This window comes from Paenibacillus sp. R-74696, assembly GCF_055814915.1.
Genome location: NZ_JBPULM010000045.1, coordinates 107,612 through 121,983, shown reverse-complemented (window position 1 = coordinate 121,983; position 14,372 = coordinate 107,612). Strand labels below are relative to the sequence as shown.

Here is a 14,372-nt window from a genome sequence, read left to right as displayed (position 1 = left end):
AGTAGGAGGGAGCGCAAATGGCGCCAAGCGGAAGCAGTCAGGCTAAAGAAGATCAGCAGCTTCCTGAGCTGCTATTGCCGGTGCGACTGAGATTGACCATGTTCACCATGTGCAAGCATGGGCTGAAAGGCTTGCTTATAGGCAGCTCGGCAGGCTTGCTGCTGCTCGTTGCAAGCAGGCTGTGGCCGCTGCTTCATGCGCGGCCAGCGGCTGTGGTTTTGGCGGCAGTGGGCCTGCTGGCGGGGCTGCTGTACGGTCTTTGGCGGCGCGCCTCGCTGCGCGATGCGGCGAGAGCGATGGATCGGCACGACACGGATGATGCCGTGTCGACTGCGCTTGATGGATGGCTGCGCCCGGCTGGGCAGCCATCTGCAATTGTACTGCTGCAGCGGCAGGAAGCCATTGCTGCAGCGAAAGCTTATGCCGCTATGCTGAGCAAGCGGCTGCCTTGGCCCGCATGGCCGGCGTGGAAGCGGGCCGTGCTGGGGGTTAGCGCGGTATGGGCCATATCCGCGCTTTTGCTCGTATGGGCGAATCCGCTGGATCATTTGGCGGAGGAGCGGGCTGCTGAGCGGCAGCAGCTTGAAGAGCTGCGGGAAGAGGCGGCTGCGCTCGCGGAGGAAGCGGAGCGGGCAGATGTGCCCGAGGAGGCGAAGCGGCAGCTTGCTGAGCCGCTTGAGAAGCTGCGCAGCAAGCTGGAAGAAAACGACAGCGACATAGAGGCGGCGCTTGCCGAGCTGGCCGAGGCGATGCGCGAGCTTGAGCAGACGGCGGAGCTGGCGAAGCAATCGGCGTCGCAGCTGGATGAGGCGGCGGAAGCGATGCAGCGCGAGCCCGCACTGAAACAGCTGGGAGCTGCGCTGCAGGACCGGCTGGAATCGGGCATGAGCGAAGCGATTAGCGATATGCGCTCGGAGCTGCACAAGCTGACGCCTGAGCAGAAGGAGCAGCTGGCACAGGCGTTGGAGCAGCTTGCCGAGCAGCTGCCGCAAGACAAGGAGGCGCTCGCCTCCGCATTGGCAGAAGCCGCGGAGCAGGCGCGCAATTCCGAAGCGGAAGGTGACGCTTCGGGCGAGACGGAGGGCGGCGATGGCCTCGCCGCCCTAGAAGAAGCGCTGGCCGGCGAATTATCGCAGGCTCAGCTGGAACAGCTGGCTAGCGCAATGGCGAGCCAGCTTGGGCAAAGCGGACAGCCGCTTGCGGGCCAATTGGCTGCAAGCGGCGGCTCCGTGCCGCCGAGCTGGGCAGCGGCGGCCTCCGGCAATGGCTCGCCGAGCGGCAGCAGCGCTGGCGGAGCATCGGGCTCGCCGAGCGAGCCCGGATCGAGCGCGGCGTCGGGAAGCTCTGGCGCCTCCGGCAGCGGCGAGCCTTCATCCAGCGGTGCTGGGACAGGAGCCGGTGCCGGTCAAGGAGCAGGCGCTGGTGCCGGAGCCGGGTCTGGTCAAGGCCAGGGCGCTGGCAGCGGCTCGGGCAGTGGGCAAGGAGGCTTGCAAGGCGGTACCGGAGCGGGTGGACGAACGCTTGTAACAACGCCGCGCACGATGGCAGGCGAGGGCAATGTTCAGGAGGATGGCGGACCATCGACTGGCGGCCAGGAGCAAACGGGGGGCAAGTCACCGATGATTGACGGAACGACACGCCCTTACGAGGAAGTATACAGTGAGTATGCAACCGAGGCGAAAAAAGCGCTTGGACGCTCCCAGCTGCCGCAGGCCATGCAGGATAAAGTAAAGCAATATTTCGACAACATACAGCCGAATCGATAAGGAGCGTGGTGGACAAATGATTGAATCCAAGGAACAGATTACACAGGCGGCTGAGCGTATAGCTGCTCTGAAAGAGGAAATTGGAAGCGTCATTGTAGGGCAAAAAACGGTAGTTGAGCAGCTATTATGGTGCTTGCTCGCAGGCGGACATGCGCTGCTGGAAGGCATCCCCGGTCTCGGGAAAACGATGCTTGTCCGCACGGTTGCGGATACGATTTCCTTGCAATATTCAAGGATTCAATTTACGCCCGATCTGATGCCCGCAGATATTACGGGAACGACGCTGATTGATTTTACCGAGCAGGGCGCGGCGGGACGCAGCTTTCAGCCTGGACCGATCTTCGGTAATCTAGTGCTGGCCGATGAAATTAACCGTGCTACGCCCAAAACACAAAGCGCACTGCTTGAAGCGATGCAGGAAGGCACGGTGACAGCTGGCGGAGAAACTCGCCAGCTGCCGCGTCCTTTTTTTGTATTGGCGACGCAAAATCCAATCGAGCAGGAGGGGACATACCCGCTGCCGGAAGCGCAGCTTGACCGTTTTCTGCTCAAAATCGGCGTCAGCTATCCGACGCGCGAGGAGCTCAAAGAAATTGTGCTGCGGACAACGGCAGTAGCTCAGCGCCGCGCTGAGGTCAAGATGACTGGGGATGAGCTGACCGAGCTCCAAGTGTATGCCAAGCATATTCTGGTTGCAGACGATGTGCTGGACATGGCGGTTCGGCTAGTGATGATGACGCATCCTGCAGAGGCAGATGCCCCTGACGATGTGAAGCGTTATGTCAGATTTGGCGCTGGACCGCGGGCGCTGCAAGCGATTGTGGCGGTCAGCAAGGTAAGGGCGCTTTGCAGCGGCAAGCTGCATGTATCGTGGAGTGATATTCGCGAGGTAGCTGTGCCAGCGCTTCGACATCGGGTCGTGCTCGGTTATGAGGCACAGGCAGCAGGCATAACGACGGATCAGATGACCGAATCCATCTTAAACGCATTGGAGCTGACAAGATGAATGGGCAAGGCAGCGGTTCTGGGAGCGGAGCCCGGGATTCAGCGTTCAGCGGCGCTTTAGCCAAGCTATTCCCCGATACGTCCTTGCTGAATCGATTAGAGCGCATGAAAGTGGCTGCGGGCAGCCGAGTAAAGGGCACGATGGCTGGCAAGCGCCGCTCCAGCACGCTCGGCGGCTCGCAGGAATTTGCAGACTATCGCCCTTATGCGCCCGGCGACGACATTCGCCGTTTGGATTGGAATGTGTATGGGCGAACGGGCAGAGCATATATGCGGCAATATTGGGATGAGCAGGAGCTTACATTGCATGTGTACGTTGATATATCCCCTTCGATGAATTTTGGCGGCGAACAGGCCAATAAGCTGCGCTGCGCCTTGCAGCTTGCAGCTTGCGGCGGATACGCTGCACTGTCAGGCGAGGACCGCATTGCGGTCAAGCTGTTTGGCGGCTCAGCTCCGGCAGAGCTTCCAGCGCTGCGCGGAAGGGGTTCCGCTGCGCGATTGTTTCATTTTTTGGCAGCGGCACTAGAGCAGGCAGCGGAGCAGCAGTCTTTTCACCCAGACGATGGGCTTAAGTCTTCTGCGATGGGTGAAGGGACAGCAGCTATGCAGCAGCAGGCGGCAGCTTTGTCCATGCGGGAAGCTACTGCGCAGGCTGGACAGCTTCCGCATCGTACGGGCGTTACTTGGATTGTATCCGATGCGATGTATGAAGCGGGCATTGAGAATACGCTGCTCAGCCTGCTTGCTGCTCGGCAGCAGGTTGTTTTTCTCCATTTATTGAGCCCTGAAGAGCTAAATCCGTCTTTGACAGGCGAGCTGAATTTGCTTGACAGTGAACTCGGAACGGGCAAAGAGGTTGCTTTAGGCAGTCGTTTGCTGGAACAATATCGTGATACGGTGAACGAATACTGTAATGAGCTCAAGAAGCTTTGCGCCGAGCGCGGAGCCCTTTATATTTTTATTGATACGAGCAAGCCAATGGAACAAACGATTCAGCATACGCTGCTTCGCGCTGGTGTGCTGCACAGCCATAGTTAAGATTGAACTGGAACTAATAATGAGGAGCAACTTAGAACTCAGGTGAAAGGAGGAGGGAAAATGCAGCTGCTATCGCCGCTATCTGCATTATTCGGCTTGGCGCTTCCAGCTATTGTTTTAATGTATTTATTCAAGCGCACGTATATGGATACCGAAATTGCGAGTCATATGCTGTGGAATCGCATGCTGCGAGAGCAGGAGGCGAATCGTCCGTGGCAAAAGCTTCGTACACGGCCGCTTATGCTTTTGCAGCTTCTCGCAGCTGCTATTCTAGTGCTGGCGCTCATGCAGCCGTATCTCACGACAGATAGCCGCAGCGGCAGTCATACCGTCATCGTATTTGACCGCTCGGCAAGCATGACAGCGGCTATGCCTGGCGGAAGCTCGCAAGGCAGCATGCTGGCCGCCGCTGTACAGCAGGCGGAGCTGTGGCTGAGCGAGCAGCCGAAAGGGGAGCTTATCACTTTGCTTGTAACGGGCGAGCAGCCCCGCATTATTTTGTCCAAGGAAACGGACCATGAGCTCGTGCTGCAGCAGTTGAAAACCATTACGCCAGATTTTGGTACACAGGACAACGTAGCAGCTTTATCACTAGCGGACTCGCTGCTTGCGAATGAACAAGGCGGTCAGATATTGCTGTTAACCGATGGCAGGTGGCAGGACGCAGACTCCGTTAACCTGCTGACCCTTCATGCGAAGCTTGAGCAATTCAAGCTTTCTGCCCCGCAAGCTGGCAGCAATAATAGCGCTATTTTGTATTTTGGCATTCATGCAGCAGTTGGGGAAGACGGCAAACGTGCAGGCATAGTGACCCTGCGAAATGACAGCCTTGCGTCTAAGCATCTTGAGCTTGCCGTATATGCGGACAAGGAAGCGGAGCCTGCGGTGAAGAGGTCGGTCAAGCTTGAGGCTGGGGGCTGGACGAGCGTAGATATTAACGGTCTGCCGGAAGAAGCGAGCTATTACACCGCCAAAATCAGCGGAGCGACTGATGATTATGCCGCTGACAATATCGCCTACCAGTTTCCGATCGTGTCTAAAGCGCAGCAGGTGCTTTTGGCTACATCAGGCAACTTGTTTTTGGAAAAAGCGCTCCAGCTTGCCGGCGTAAAAACGATAAAGGTTGATCCATCGCAGTATGTTCCTTCCAATGAACATGTTAAGGATATCGACTGGGTCATTATGGATGGCGACACAGCAAAGCTTCGAACGGACAAAAGCTGGCAGGAGCTGTTTTCCTCCAAGCCTGTCTGGTATATCGACCATCCGGAAGCGACCGAGGAAGAGACAGCTTCGCCTGCGAATAGCAGGGTGGCGCTGTCCGAGCATCCCGTTACCGCCTATCTTTCATTTGAAGATACCCATATCGGACGGATGGTGAAGGCGAAGGATGCTGGGACTTGGGGAGAAGCGATTGTTACATATGGCGGCTTGCCAGCCATTTATGCTGGCTCGGTGCAAGGAAGGCCGCAGCTGCGCTTTACCTTTGACATGCAAAGCAGCGATTTGCCGCTGCGGCCGGAGTTTCCCGTGTTAATCGTGCAGGCTGCGGATTGGATGAGCGGAGGGAGTCAGGCACAGCTTGGGACGGCGGATGCCGGAAGTACGCTCCAGCTTGCTTTTTTAAATGAGACAGTTAGTGCCAAGTGGGAAATGATCGAAGCTCTAGGCGGTTATAGCGAAAAATCACTGCCCGACAGCAAGCTGGCTGCCGCACTTGCAGCGCAAGAGCCAGCTGTCGCCCCGGCGGTTCCGGGTTTGTACCGTTTAATCGAGCAAGATGCAGAAGCGGAAACGATCGGTAAGAGGATGCTTGCTGTAACAGCGGCTCCCTCCGAAAGCGCATCGATGTCCGCAAATTCCGAAATCAAGCCGCTTGCCGCTGGTTCAACTGAGACAAGTGAAAAGCAGGCTGAAGCGGGGGGGGCTGCGGGAAGTGTGGAGACGGCAAATGCTGCAAACGCTTTTGCCGTATGGCTCGCGCTTGCACTGCTTATGCTGATGCTGGTGGAATGGGAGGTGTATAGGCGTGGGAATGCAGGCTAATTCGCCTTGGGCGCTCCTTCTTCTCATTCCGTGGGCAGTGGCGGTTTGGTGGATGATTCGAGGTACGCTGCGGCTGCAAGGCACTCGTAAAAAGATAGCCATAACGCTGCGTGCATTTATTCTGCTGCTGGTCATTGCGATTGCTGCATGTGTGCAGCCATATTTGCGTATCGAGCAGCGAAACGTTATTTTTGTAGCAGATCGTTCCGCATCCGTCAATGCCGATGCCGCTCTAGGAGAGTGGATTGCCAAAGCCTCGGCTGCGAAAGACGAAGCCGACCAGAGCGGAATTGTGTCCATCGGACTAGATGCCGCCATCGATAAAGTGCTTTCGCCTGATCAGCTTCCGAGTGCGGAACGATATACGTTTCGATCAGGCGTGAATGAAAACTTCACGGATCTGTCTCAGGCGCTGCGTCTTGCGTCAGGCATGCTGCATGAAGCCGGAGGCGGCAAAATCGTGCTGCTCTCCGATGGCGCAGAAAACGCCGGAAGCATGCTGCGCCAAGCGGAGCTGCTGGGGCATGCAGGCATTGAGGTGGATGTCGTTCCGGTAGCTGCCCCGCAGCGGGTGGACGCCTCGCTCGAAGCGATGGACGTTCCGCAAACGCTGCGTCAAGGCGAGAAATTTACGTTTGAATTTACGATTAACAGCACATCATCAGGTACGGCCAAGCTGAGGCTCTATGAAGACAACCGCGAGCTGTCAACAAGCGAAATTGTGCTGGAGCCGGGCGAAAATCGTTTTGCGCTGCAAAGCGCTGCGCTGGAACCGGGCTTTCACCGTTTTCGGGCTGAGCTGTATGCCGAAGGGGATGAACGTGAGCAGAACAATACTGCTTATGCGTTCAGCAGAGTCAGCGGCCCGCCCGCTGTGCTCATTGTCGAAGGTGTGCCGGGCTCATCAGGCAATGTGGAGGCAGCTTTGAAAGCTTCGCTCATTCGTTACGAGACGATACCGCCTGAGCGGCTGTCTGTACAGCTGGCTTCATATGCCGCCTATGACAGCATTATTTTAAACAATGTTTCAGCAACCCGCATTGCGGCTAAACCGATGGAGTGGCTTGGCAAGGCGGTCAGCGATTATGGCATTGGCCTAGTCATGCTGGGTGGCGACAACAGCTTTGGCTTGGGTGGCTATTTCCAAACGCCTATAGAGAAGGCGCTGCCGGTCTATATGGATTTGAAGGGCAAGCGCCAACTGCCCTCGCTCGGCTTGATTTTGGTAATTGACCGTTCCGGCAGTATGGTCGGCGGCAAGCTGGAGCTGGCGAAAGAAGCGGCAATGCGGACGATCGAGCTGATGCGCCCAGAGGATTCAGTAGGCGTAGTCGCCTTCGACTCGACGCCTTGGTGGATCGTGGAACCGACCAAGCTGACGGATCGCGAGGAGGTTTTGGATAAAATCCAGGGCATTCAGGCCGATGGGGGCACGGAAATTTTTCCGGCGCTCGATACCGCTTATAACAAGCTGCTGGAAATGGATGCACAGCGCAAGCATATTATTTTGCTCACCGATGGGCAATCGGCTTCCAACCCGGGTTATGCTGCGCTGACACAGGGCATGGTGGACAATAAAATGACGATGTCTACAGTTGCAGTCGGCGACGGTGCGGATCAGGTGATGCTGGAGCAGCTTGCGAAGCAGGCAAAGGGACGGTTTTATTTTACAAATGATGAAAGCACGCTTCCGGCTATTTTCAGCCGTGAGACGGTGCTAATGTCGCGAACCTATATTGTGGAGCAAAATGCTCCGCCGCTCGTCGGGCAAGCCGGAAGCTGGTCGTCGATGTGGCAAAATGGCGTGCCGAGCTTGCAGGCGTACATCGCAACGACAGCGAAGGAAACGGCAGAGGTCGCGCTGCTGTCGCCGCAAGGTGATCCGATTTTGGCGCGCTGGGCGTACGGTTCAGGACGAACGGTAGCCTGGACGAGTGACTTGACTGGGAAATGGTCACGAGACTGGGTGCAGTGGGCCGCATTGCCGAATGTGCTTGCCGAGTGGATTAAGTGGACGTTTCCCCAGTTTGAGAGCACGCCTTATTCCGCAACAGCTGCGCTTGATGGTCGAGAGGCTATGCTGCGCTTGCGCACCGAGGGCAGTGATACAGCTGCTAAGCTGTCGGCTGTAGTCACGGATGAAGCAGGCGAAAGCACGACGCTTTCGCCGCTTCCAGCAGCTCCAGGCGAATATGCGGCAAGCCTTCCGATATCGAAGCCGGGCGTGTATTTAATGCAAGTGAATGAACAGAGCGCTGCAGCGGGCGGAGCGGAAGCGCCCAATACGGGCAGCGGCACGACGACGGGTTTTGTCATCCCCTATTCGCCCGAGTATCGATTGACGGGTGAAAATGGAGCAGCAGCGCTGCAGCAGCTTGCTGACGCTACAGGCGGACGCTTGCTGTCGCTGGACGCGCCGCAGGAGGCTTACCGCTTCAATCCAGTAGAGTCCAGGCAGCCTTATGATTGGACGCGTGAGCTGCTCTTATTGATTTTGGCGCTTTGGCTGGTCGACATTTTACTGCGCAGGCTGTCGCTTCCATGGCAGCGAATCGGGCGGATGCTTTTGGCGAGACTCGGGCTCGTAGGTGGACGTTTGCAGAGGAATGAGCCAGCCGCCGCTCCGTCAGGTGCGATGAGCAGGCTGCAGCAGCGGAAAAGCCGCACCGCTGGCTTTTATGGTGAGCGAGCGGATACAAGTGACGTGACTCCAACTCCAACCTCGCCAGCATCTGGTCAGGTGAAGGGAGCGAGTGGAGAGATTAATGGCGTTCAGGGAGCTTCGGCCAATATGTCGCAAACGACTAGTCGTCCGTCTCGAGCACAGGCTCCGAAGCCAGATGGTCGAGGCCAGGCGGGTAAGCAGCAGCGAGAAATGCTAGACTCACAGGCTAACGCTTCAGGCGGCAGCAGCCAGCCGTCGGCCCCTCCTTCGAACCCAGAGACAAAGCAGGCTGATGGTCAGGCAACGGTCAATCGTCTGCTTGCTGCCAAGAAGCGCGGCAAGCGGTAGCATTTTTGAACGGATGCGGGGCTAAAATATTGGCATTGTTTAGAGGAATGGACAACGGCGGCGTCGAAAGTTACAATGCACATAAACGATTTTTTCTAAGGAGCTGACGTAACGATGTATAACGAAATCACGCCGGAGCAAGTTGAAGCGCGTCTGAATAATAAGGAAAAGTTTCATTTAATCGATGTTCGTGAGCTTGATGAGTGGGAGGAGGGACATATTGCCGAAGCAGCGCATTTGCCATTGTCTGAAATTCAGGAGCGTTTGGATGAGCTGCCTAAGGATGAAAATATAATTTTCGTATGCCGCAGCGGCGGACGCAGTGGCAAAGTATGCGACTTCCTCGCGCCACAGGGCTACTCCGTGACCAATATGATGGGCGGCATGCTCGCATGGCCGGGAGCCATCGTTACTGGAGCGTAGCATAAAGCGTTAAAATCAAAAGCAGCTTTGCAACCGGATGTTGGCGGATTGCAAGGCTGCTTTTCACTTTTTCCGATTCGGAAAAAAGGCATTGATCATGATATAATAAAAATTAAACGGAGCTGATCCTTCATGAATCTGCTAAATCCAAGAAATGATTTTTTGTTCAAACGCATTTTTGGGAGTGAAGAGAATCGCGATGTCCTACTAACCTTTTTAAATCGAACATTTGATGAGGCTGGCAGGCCTCCATTGACAGAGATTATTTTGCTCAACCCTTATACAGATAAGGACTCTCCGCGCGACAAGCAATCCATTCTGGACATTCGAGCCAGGACAACTGAAGGTGAAATTATTAATGTTGAAATGCAGCTTTTTAATAAATATGATACGGAGAAAAGAACGCTTTTCTATTGGAGTAAGCAATACTCTGGGCAATTGCAGGAAGGGCAGCCTTATAGCCAACTGAAACGGTGTGTGACTATTAATATTTTGAACTACGCCTTGCTGCCGAATGATTTGTACCATAACGTATTTCATCTGCGGGAGGATCGAACCGGAATTTCGCTAATTGACGATATTGAAATTCACTTTCTAGAGCTGCCGAAGCTAGACGAACAAGCCATTTCCATTGAGGAAGGCGGACTTGTGAACTGGCTGTTATTCCTGAAAGGTGCAGATCAATCTAAATGGGAGGTGTTAACGATGAATGAACCGGTACTAAGAAAGGCCATGGATACGCTGGAATTTTTGAGTCAGGATTTAGAAGCGCGAAGACAATATGAAGACCGTCAGAAGTATCTGCATGATGAGGCGTCGATGTATGAAGCAGCTAACTCAAGAGGAAAGGCGGAGGCGAAAAAGGAAATTGCCAGAAAGCTTCTTACTCTTGGAGTTGAGCTATCCGTCATCATTGAAGCATCCGGTCTAACTGAGAAAGAGATCAATGATTTAAAGTCGAGTAGTTAAAAATAGAGACGAGCGGACCCATGGCGGTCGGCTCGTTTTGTCTTTAAGGAGTTGTTTTTACAAAAAAAATCGTCAATTGACTGTATAAAAAGTACAGACCGCCTTTTATGACGGTCTGAGAGATAAATTTATGAGGTTACCGTAACATACCAAGTCCAAAGAAGGACTCCGCTGGTACTGTAGCCACGGACTGTTGCGCTCCCAGTATTTAATGCGGTTAGCCATCCAGAAGATGATACTGAAACAACAGATGTTCCTGATGCAACAACATAGTTATTTGCACCAATGAGTAACGTAGAATTTCCTTTTTTCAAAGTTGTAAAGGTTGTTCCAGCTGCGGAAACCGTTGTTGGAGCTAATAATGCGAAGCTTGTAAAGGATGCGAGTGCTAAGGTTGTGGCGAGAAAGATTTTCTGAATGGATTTTTTCATTTGAACCTCCCTTTTGATTAATTTACTTAAATGGTAATAATAAGTAAATTAAAATTAATCATACATTATGATTTTCTGCTTGCATAGAGGTGTATATTGTCGAACTAAGACTATTAATTACGAGCACGTTTGTTTCTGTTTAGTTGAGTGCGACTGTGTTTAAAGAGGCTATATTAGGCGCCTGTAAACACATGCCCACAAATAGCGCAACAAAGCTTGATTGGCGAGTTCGACTCAAGCCAATATTTTTCAATCATCGAACTCACTTAGAGTGCGACAGATGTAGCAACAAAAAAGGGAGATGATCGCGATGTTTCAATCCACGCACTCACACAGAGTGCGACTTATGACGCTTTTGGTAATTCGGAGGTCGTTCGGAGGTTTCAATCCACGCACTCACACAGAGTGCGACTTTAATACGACGGTCAACCGTTGACGCATTATAGTTTCAATCCACGCACTCACACAGAGTGCGACCGAGCGATTCCCTTCTGTTAACATTAATAAAATGGTTTCAATCCACGCACTCACATAGAGTGCGACGGGTAGAAGATTGGGATATTAAACGGTTCAAAGTAGTTTCAATCCACGCACTCACATAGAGTGCGACAAGCCATCCTTGGTACGCTGTCCGGCGATGAGAAGTTTCAATCCACGCACTCACATAGAGTGCGACGTCTCTGCTACTAATCCGTACCGCTTCGCGACAATGTTTCAATCCACGCACTCACATAGAGTGCGACGTTTGAGATCGAGAGATTAAAAGCGGCTCATATTGTTTCAATCCACGCACTCACATAGAGTGCGACGGTCCTCGGCTGTTATAGGCGCTCTGAGCACATAAGTTTCAATCCACGCACTCACATAGAGTGCGACAGCGGAAAAGTACATAATTTATTCCATAATCGCATTAATGCTGTATTTTTTCAACAAAATCAATGAAAGAAAAATCAACCGAGGTATTGACTTTTATCGAAACAGCACTTTTTCGGCATAATTCGACAAAATATGAGGTGCGAGTGACCTAGGGTTTTTATGTGAGCTTCACATTCGCACCAAAAAACGACCGTGAAGTGTTAGGCTTATCGAAATAAAATGCATATGTAAAACGTTTTTAAACAAGTTCTACCTCTACTCGAAATAAGAGCTGCCTTCAAAGGACGGCAACATCTGCTCACACTTGTTTATGCTTGATCTATATTGACACACTCAGCCTGTACACATGTTGGCCCCATGCCGAACATATGATGATAGTAAGATTATAAATCATTAAGATCATTTTGAATTGATCTACTATATTGCGGCGGCGGTTGTAAAAGAAGGGCGAAAGGGCGGGTGTGCCATTGGAACAGCGGCATAATGAGAGTGAGAATAGCGTGACGACGCAATATGCAGTGGGCGGCATGAGCTGTACAGCATGCGCGGCACGGATCGAGAAAGCTGTGGGCAAAATGGAAGGCGTACAGTCGGTCGCCGTCAGCTATCCGGCAAGATCGGCTTGGGTGCAGTTTGTGCCTGGGCGGATACGGTCTGAAGAGGTTATGGCGAAAATCGGACATATCGGTTTTCAAGCATCGGCAGCTGAGCACAGCAAAGAACAATGGAAGCAGGAGCGCAGCGCCCTCGGCCTCCGGCTGATGATCTCGCTGTTGCTTACGCTGCCGCTGCTTGCTGGAATGACCCAGCATCTCCCGCTGCTAAGCGGGCTTTCCATTCCGGCTTGGCTGCTGCATCCATGGCTTCAGCTCGCACTAGCTACGATAGTTCAATTCGTCATTGGGCTGCCTTTTTATATCGGCGCCTACCATGCGCTGCGTTCGCGAGCAGCGAATATGGACGTGCTAGTCGCAGCAGGAACGTCTGCTGCCTATTTATACAGCCATTATATTGTTTTCTCACGCCTTCCGACTGGAGAAACGCTTGCCGCCGGGCATACGCTGCCGCTTTATTTTGAAACCTCTGCTGTCGTTATTAGCGCGGTGCTGCTCGGCAAATATTTGGAGATGACAGCTGCATCGCGGGCGCAGGATGAGGCGGGCGGGTACAGCCAATTGCAGGTGCAATCCGCAACTGTAGAACGGTCAGGCCAGTGGGTCAGTGTACAGACCGCTTTCATACGGGAAGGCGAGATTGTGCGCATTGCACCGGGTGAGACGGTCCCGGTTGACGGCGTTTTAACGAGCGGGGAAACCGAAATGGATGAATCGCTGCTGACTGGAGAAAGCTTGCCGGTGATTAAACGAGCGGGAGATCGAATTTGGGCAGGAACAACGAATGTGGGAGCAATGCAACGCATCCGTACAACGGCTGCGGGACATGCGACGTTGCTCAGCCGCATTAGCGAGCTGCTTCGTCAGGCGCAGCGCTCCAAATCTGCGATTCAGCAGCAGGTGGACCGGGTGGCCGCGTGGTTCGTTCCGGCGATGCTTGCCCTTTCGGCTTTCACCTTTATGCTTTGGCTGGTGCTGCTGGAACCTGGCAATTGGCATCAAGCTTTCCGCTGTGGGGTCGCTGTTATGCTCGCTGCCTGTCCTTGTGCACTGGGGCTTGCCGCGCCTATTTCACTGGTTATCGCTTCTGGCCGCCTAGCAAAGCTGGGCATTGTGCTCAAACAGGCCGGGGCGCTGGAGCGGCTTGCACGGCTTAATACGCTGCTGCTAGACAAAACCGGAACGCTCACCGAAGGTACCCCGCAAGTTAGCGCCGTATGGGCTGCGCCGACTCAGACGCGCTCGGCCGTGCTTCGTTTGGCTGCAGCCGCGGAAGCGGGTTCCGCTCATCCGCTAGGGCAAGCGATAGGACGTGAAGCAGGGCGAGTAGGATTGACGCCGCCAAGCGCGCTTAATATGGTTTATTTTCCCGGCAAAGGCGTTCAAGCAGTAGTTGAGGGAAGGAGCATAGCCGTCGGAAATGCAACCTTTGCGAAAGCCGAGCAGTGGAAAGCGAATGCGGAGGTCGCAGCAGCTGTAGCTAATTTTTGCACCGAACGGGAAAAAAGAGGAGAAACGCTCTTATATGTGGCAGCAGATGGTCTGCTCATTGGGTGTATTTCACTTGCGGATCGGGTTAAACCTCATTCTTTCGCTGCCGTTCAGCAGCTCCAACGATATGGACTGCAGGTGATGCTCGCAACAGGCGACCACCAAATTCCTGCTCAAAATGCCGCCCGCCAAGCAGGCATTACGCAAGTGTTCGCCGGATTGCTGCCTGAGCAGAAGCTGGAGCTGGTAGAGCAGCTGAAACGTTCGGGCAAACGGGTCGGCATGGCTGGAGACGGCTGGAATGATGCACCGGCGCTTGCTGCTGCCGACGTGGGCATTGCGATGGGCAATGGTACGGAAGCGGCGCTCGCTGCCGGACATTTAACGCTGCTTCAGCCGCGCATGACTGCGATTGTTGATGCACTTGGCATAAGCCGGCTCACGGTGCGCAATATTAAGCAGAACTTGCTGCTTGCTTTCCTATATAACAGCAGCATCGTGCCGTTCGCCGCGTTCGGTCTGCTTGAGCCATGGATGGCAGGGGCAGCGATGGCGCTTAGCTCCGTGTCGGTAGTCGGAAATGCGATGCGGCTGAGCTATATTTTGCGGCGGCACAAGCAGCTCCCTGCCTAGTCCAAGGTGGACAAATACGGAAAAACGATGGTATAGTTACTACGTCTAACCTACATAATGATGA

At 53.9% G+C, this 14,372-nt stretch carries 9 protein-coding genes and 1 CRISPR repeat array; of the genes, 8 read left to right on the top strand and 1 reads right to left on the bottom strand.

The features are described 5' to 3' along the window. Window positions 1-17: 17 nt before the first annotated feature. The 7 genes from ACSR9A_RS20700 to ACSR9A_RS20670 all read left to right on the top strand — a co-directional run bounded on the left by ACSR9A_RS20700 (window position 18) and on the right by ACSR9A_RS20670 (window position 10,263). Complete coding sequence (locus ACSR9A_RS20700) at window positions 18-1,766, top strand: coiled-coil domain-containing protein (RefSeq protein ID WP_473759277.1); 1,749 nt, start codon at window positions 18-20, stop codon at window positions 1,764-1,766. Between the two features lie 16 nt (window positions 1,767-1,782). Continuing rightward, on the top strand, window positions 1,783-2,772 hold the full coding sequence (locus ACSR9A_RS20695; protein ID WP_473759276.1) for an AAA family ATPase: 990 nt from the start codon (window positions 1,783-1,785) through the stop codon (window positions 2,770-2,772). Beyond that, window positions 2,769-3,812 carry a DUF58 domain-containing protein gene (locus ACSR9A_RS20690; RefSeq protein WP_473759275.1) on the top strand — a complete coding sequence of 348 codons (1,044 nt, stop codon included), beginning with the start codon at window positions 2,769-2,771 and terminating at the stop codon, window positions 3,810-3,812. The genes ACSR9A_RS20695 and ACSR9A_RS20690 overlap by 4 nt, the downstream gene beginning before the upstream one ends. Window positions 3,813-3,872: 60 nt before the next feature. Further along, window positions 3,873-5,858, top strand: coding sequence for a BatA domain-containing protein (locus ACSR9A_RS20685; RefSeq protein ID WP_473759274.1), 1,986 nt, complete (start codon window positions 3,873-3,875; stop codon window positions 5,856-5,858). Further along, window positions 5,848-8,871, top strand: a complete 3,024-nt coding sequence (locus tag ACSR9A_RS20680; RefSeq protein WP_473760197.1) for a VWA domain-containing protein — start codon at window positions 5,848-5,850, stop codon at window positions 8,869-8,871. Before ACSR9A_RS20685 ends, ACSR9A_RS20680 begins: the two co-directional genes overlap by 11 nt. A 114-nt stretch (window positions 8,872-8,985) precedes the next feature. Further along, on the top strand, window positions 8,986-9,294 hold the full coding sequence (locus ACSR9A_RS20675; RefSeq protein WP_473759273.1) for a rhodanese-like domain-containing protein: 309 nt from the start codon (window positions 8,986-8,988) through the stop codon (window positions 9,292-9,294). A 132-nt stretch (window positions 9,295-9,426) separates the two neighbouring features. Continuing rightward, window positions 9,427-10,263, top strand: a complete 837-nt coding sequence (locus tag ACSR9A_RS20670; protein WP_473759272.1) for an Rpn family recombination-promoting nuclease/putative transposase — start codon at window positions 9,427-9,429, stop codon at window positions 10,261-10,263. A gap of 128 nt (window positions 10,264-10,391) precedes the next feature. Here ACSR9A_RS20670 and ACSR9A_RS20665 read toward each other — a convergent pair whose 3' ends face one another. Continuing rightward, the gene (locus ACSR9A_RS20665; protein ID WP_473759271.1) at window positions 10,392-10,694 is read right to left on the bottom strand and encodes a BLB8/JUQZ-1 family protein; all 303 of its coding nucleotides are present in this window, start codon (window positions 10,692-10,694) and stop codon (window positions 10,392-10,394) included. Window positions 10,695-10,940: 246 nt separating this feature from the next. Then, window positions 10,941-11,570: direct repeats of the CRISPR family, unit length 32 nt; unit sequence GTTTCAATCCACGCACTCACATAGAGTGCGAC. A 467-nt stretch (window positions 11,571-12,037) separates the two neighbouring features. Between ACSR9A_RS20665 and ACSR9A_RS20660 the strand changes: the two genes are divergently transcribed. Continuing rightward, window positions 12,038-14,308: a heavy metal translocating P-type ATPase gene (locus ACSR9A_RS20660; protein WP_473759270.1), complete on the top strand. Its 2,271-nt coding sequence runs from the start codon at window positions 12,038-12,040 to the stop codon at window positions 14,306-14,308. Window positions 14,309-14,372: the final 64 nt, after the last annotated feature.

What these genes read in the sequence shown, in the direction of transcription:
- ACSR9A_RS20670 (WP_473759272.1), top strand. Translation starts at nt 9,427, where the DNA reads ATGAATCTGCTAAATCCAAGAAATGATTTTTTGTTCAAACGCATTTTT.
- ACSR9A_RS20675 (WP_473759273.1), top strand. Translation starts at nt 8,986, where the DNA reads ATGTATAACGAAATCACGCCGGAGCAAGTTGAAGCGCGTCTGAATAAT.
- ACSR9A_RS20690 (WP_473759275.1), top strand. Translation starts at nt 2,769, where the DNA reads ATGAATGGGCAAGGCAGCGGTTCTGGGAGCGGAGCCCGGGATTCAGCG.
- ACSR9A_RS20665 (WP_473759271.1), bottom strand. Translation starts at nt 10,694, where the DNA reads ATGAAAAAATCCATTCAGAAAATCTTTCTCGCCACAACCTTAGCACTC.
- ACSR9A_RS20700 (WP_473759277.1), top strand. Translation starts at nt 18, where the DNA reads ATGGCGCCAAGCGGAAGCAGTCAGGCTAAAGAAGATCAGCAGCTTCCT.
- ACSR9A_RS20685 (WP_473759274.1), top strand. Translation starts at nt 3,873, where the DNA reads ATGCAGCTGCTATCGCCGCTATCTGCATTATTCGGCTTGGCGCTTCCA.
- ACSR9A_RS20695 (WP_473759276.1), top strand. Translation starts at nt 1,783, where the DNA reads ATGATTGAATCCAAGGAACAGATTACACAGGCGGCTGAGCGTATAGCT.
- ACSR9A_RS20680 (WP_473760197.1), top strand. Translation starts at nt 5,848, where the DNA reads ATGCAGGCTAATTCGCCTTGGGCGCTCCTTCTTCTCATTCCGTGGGCA.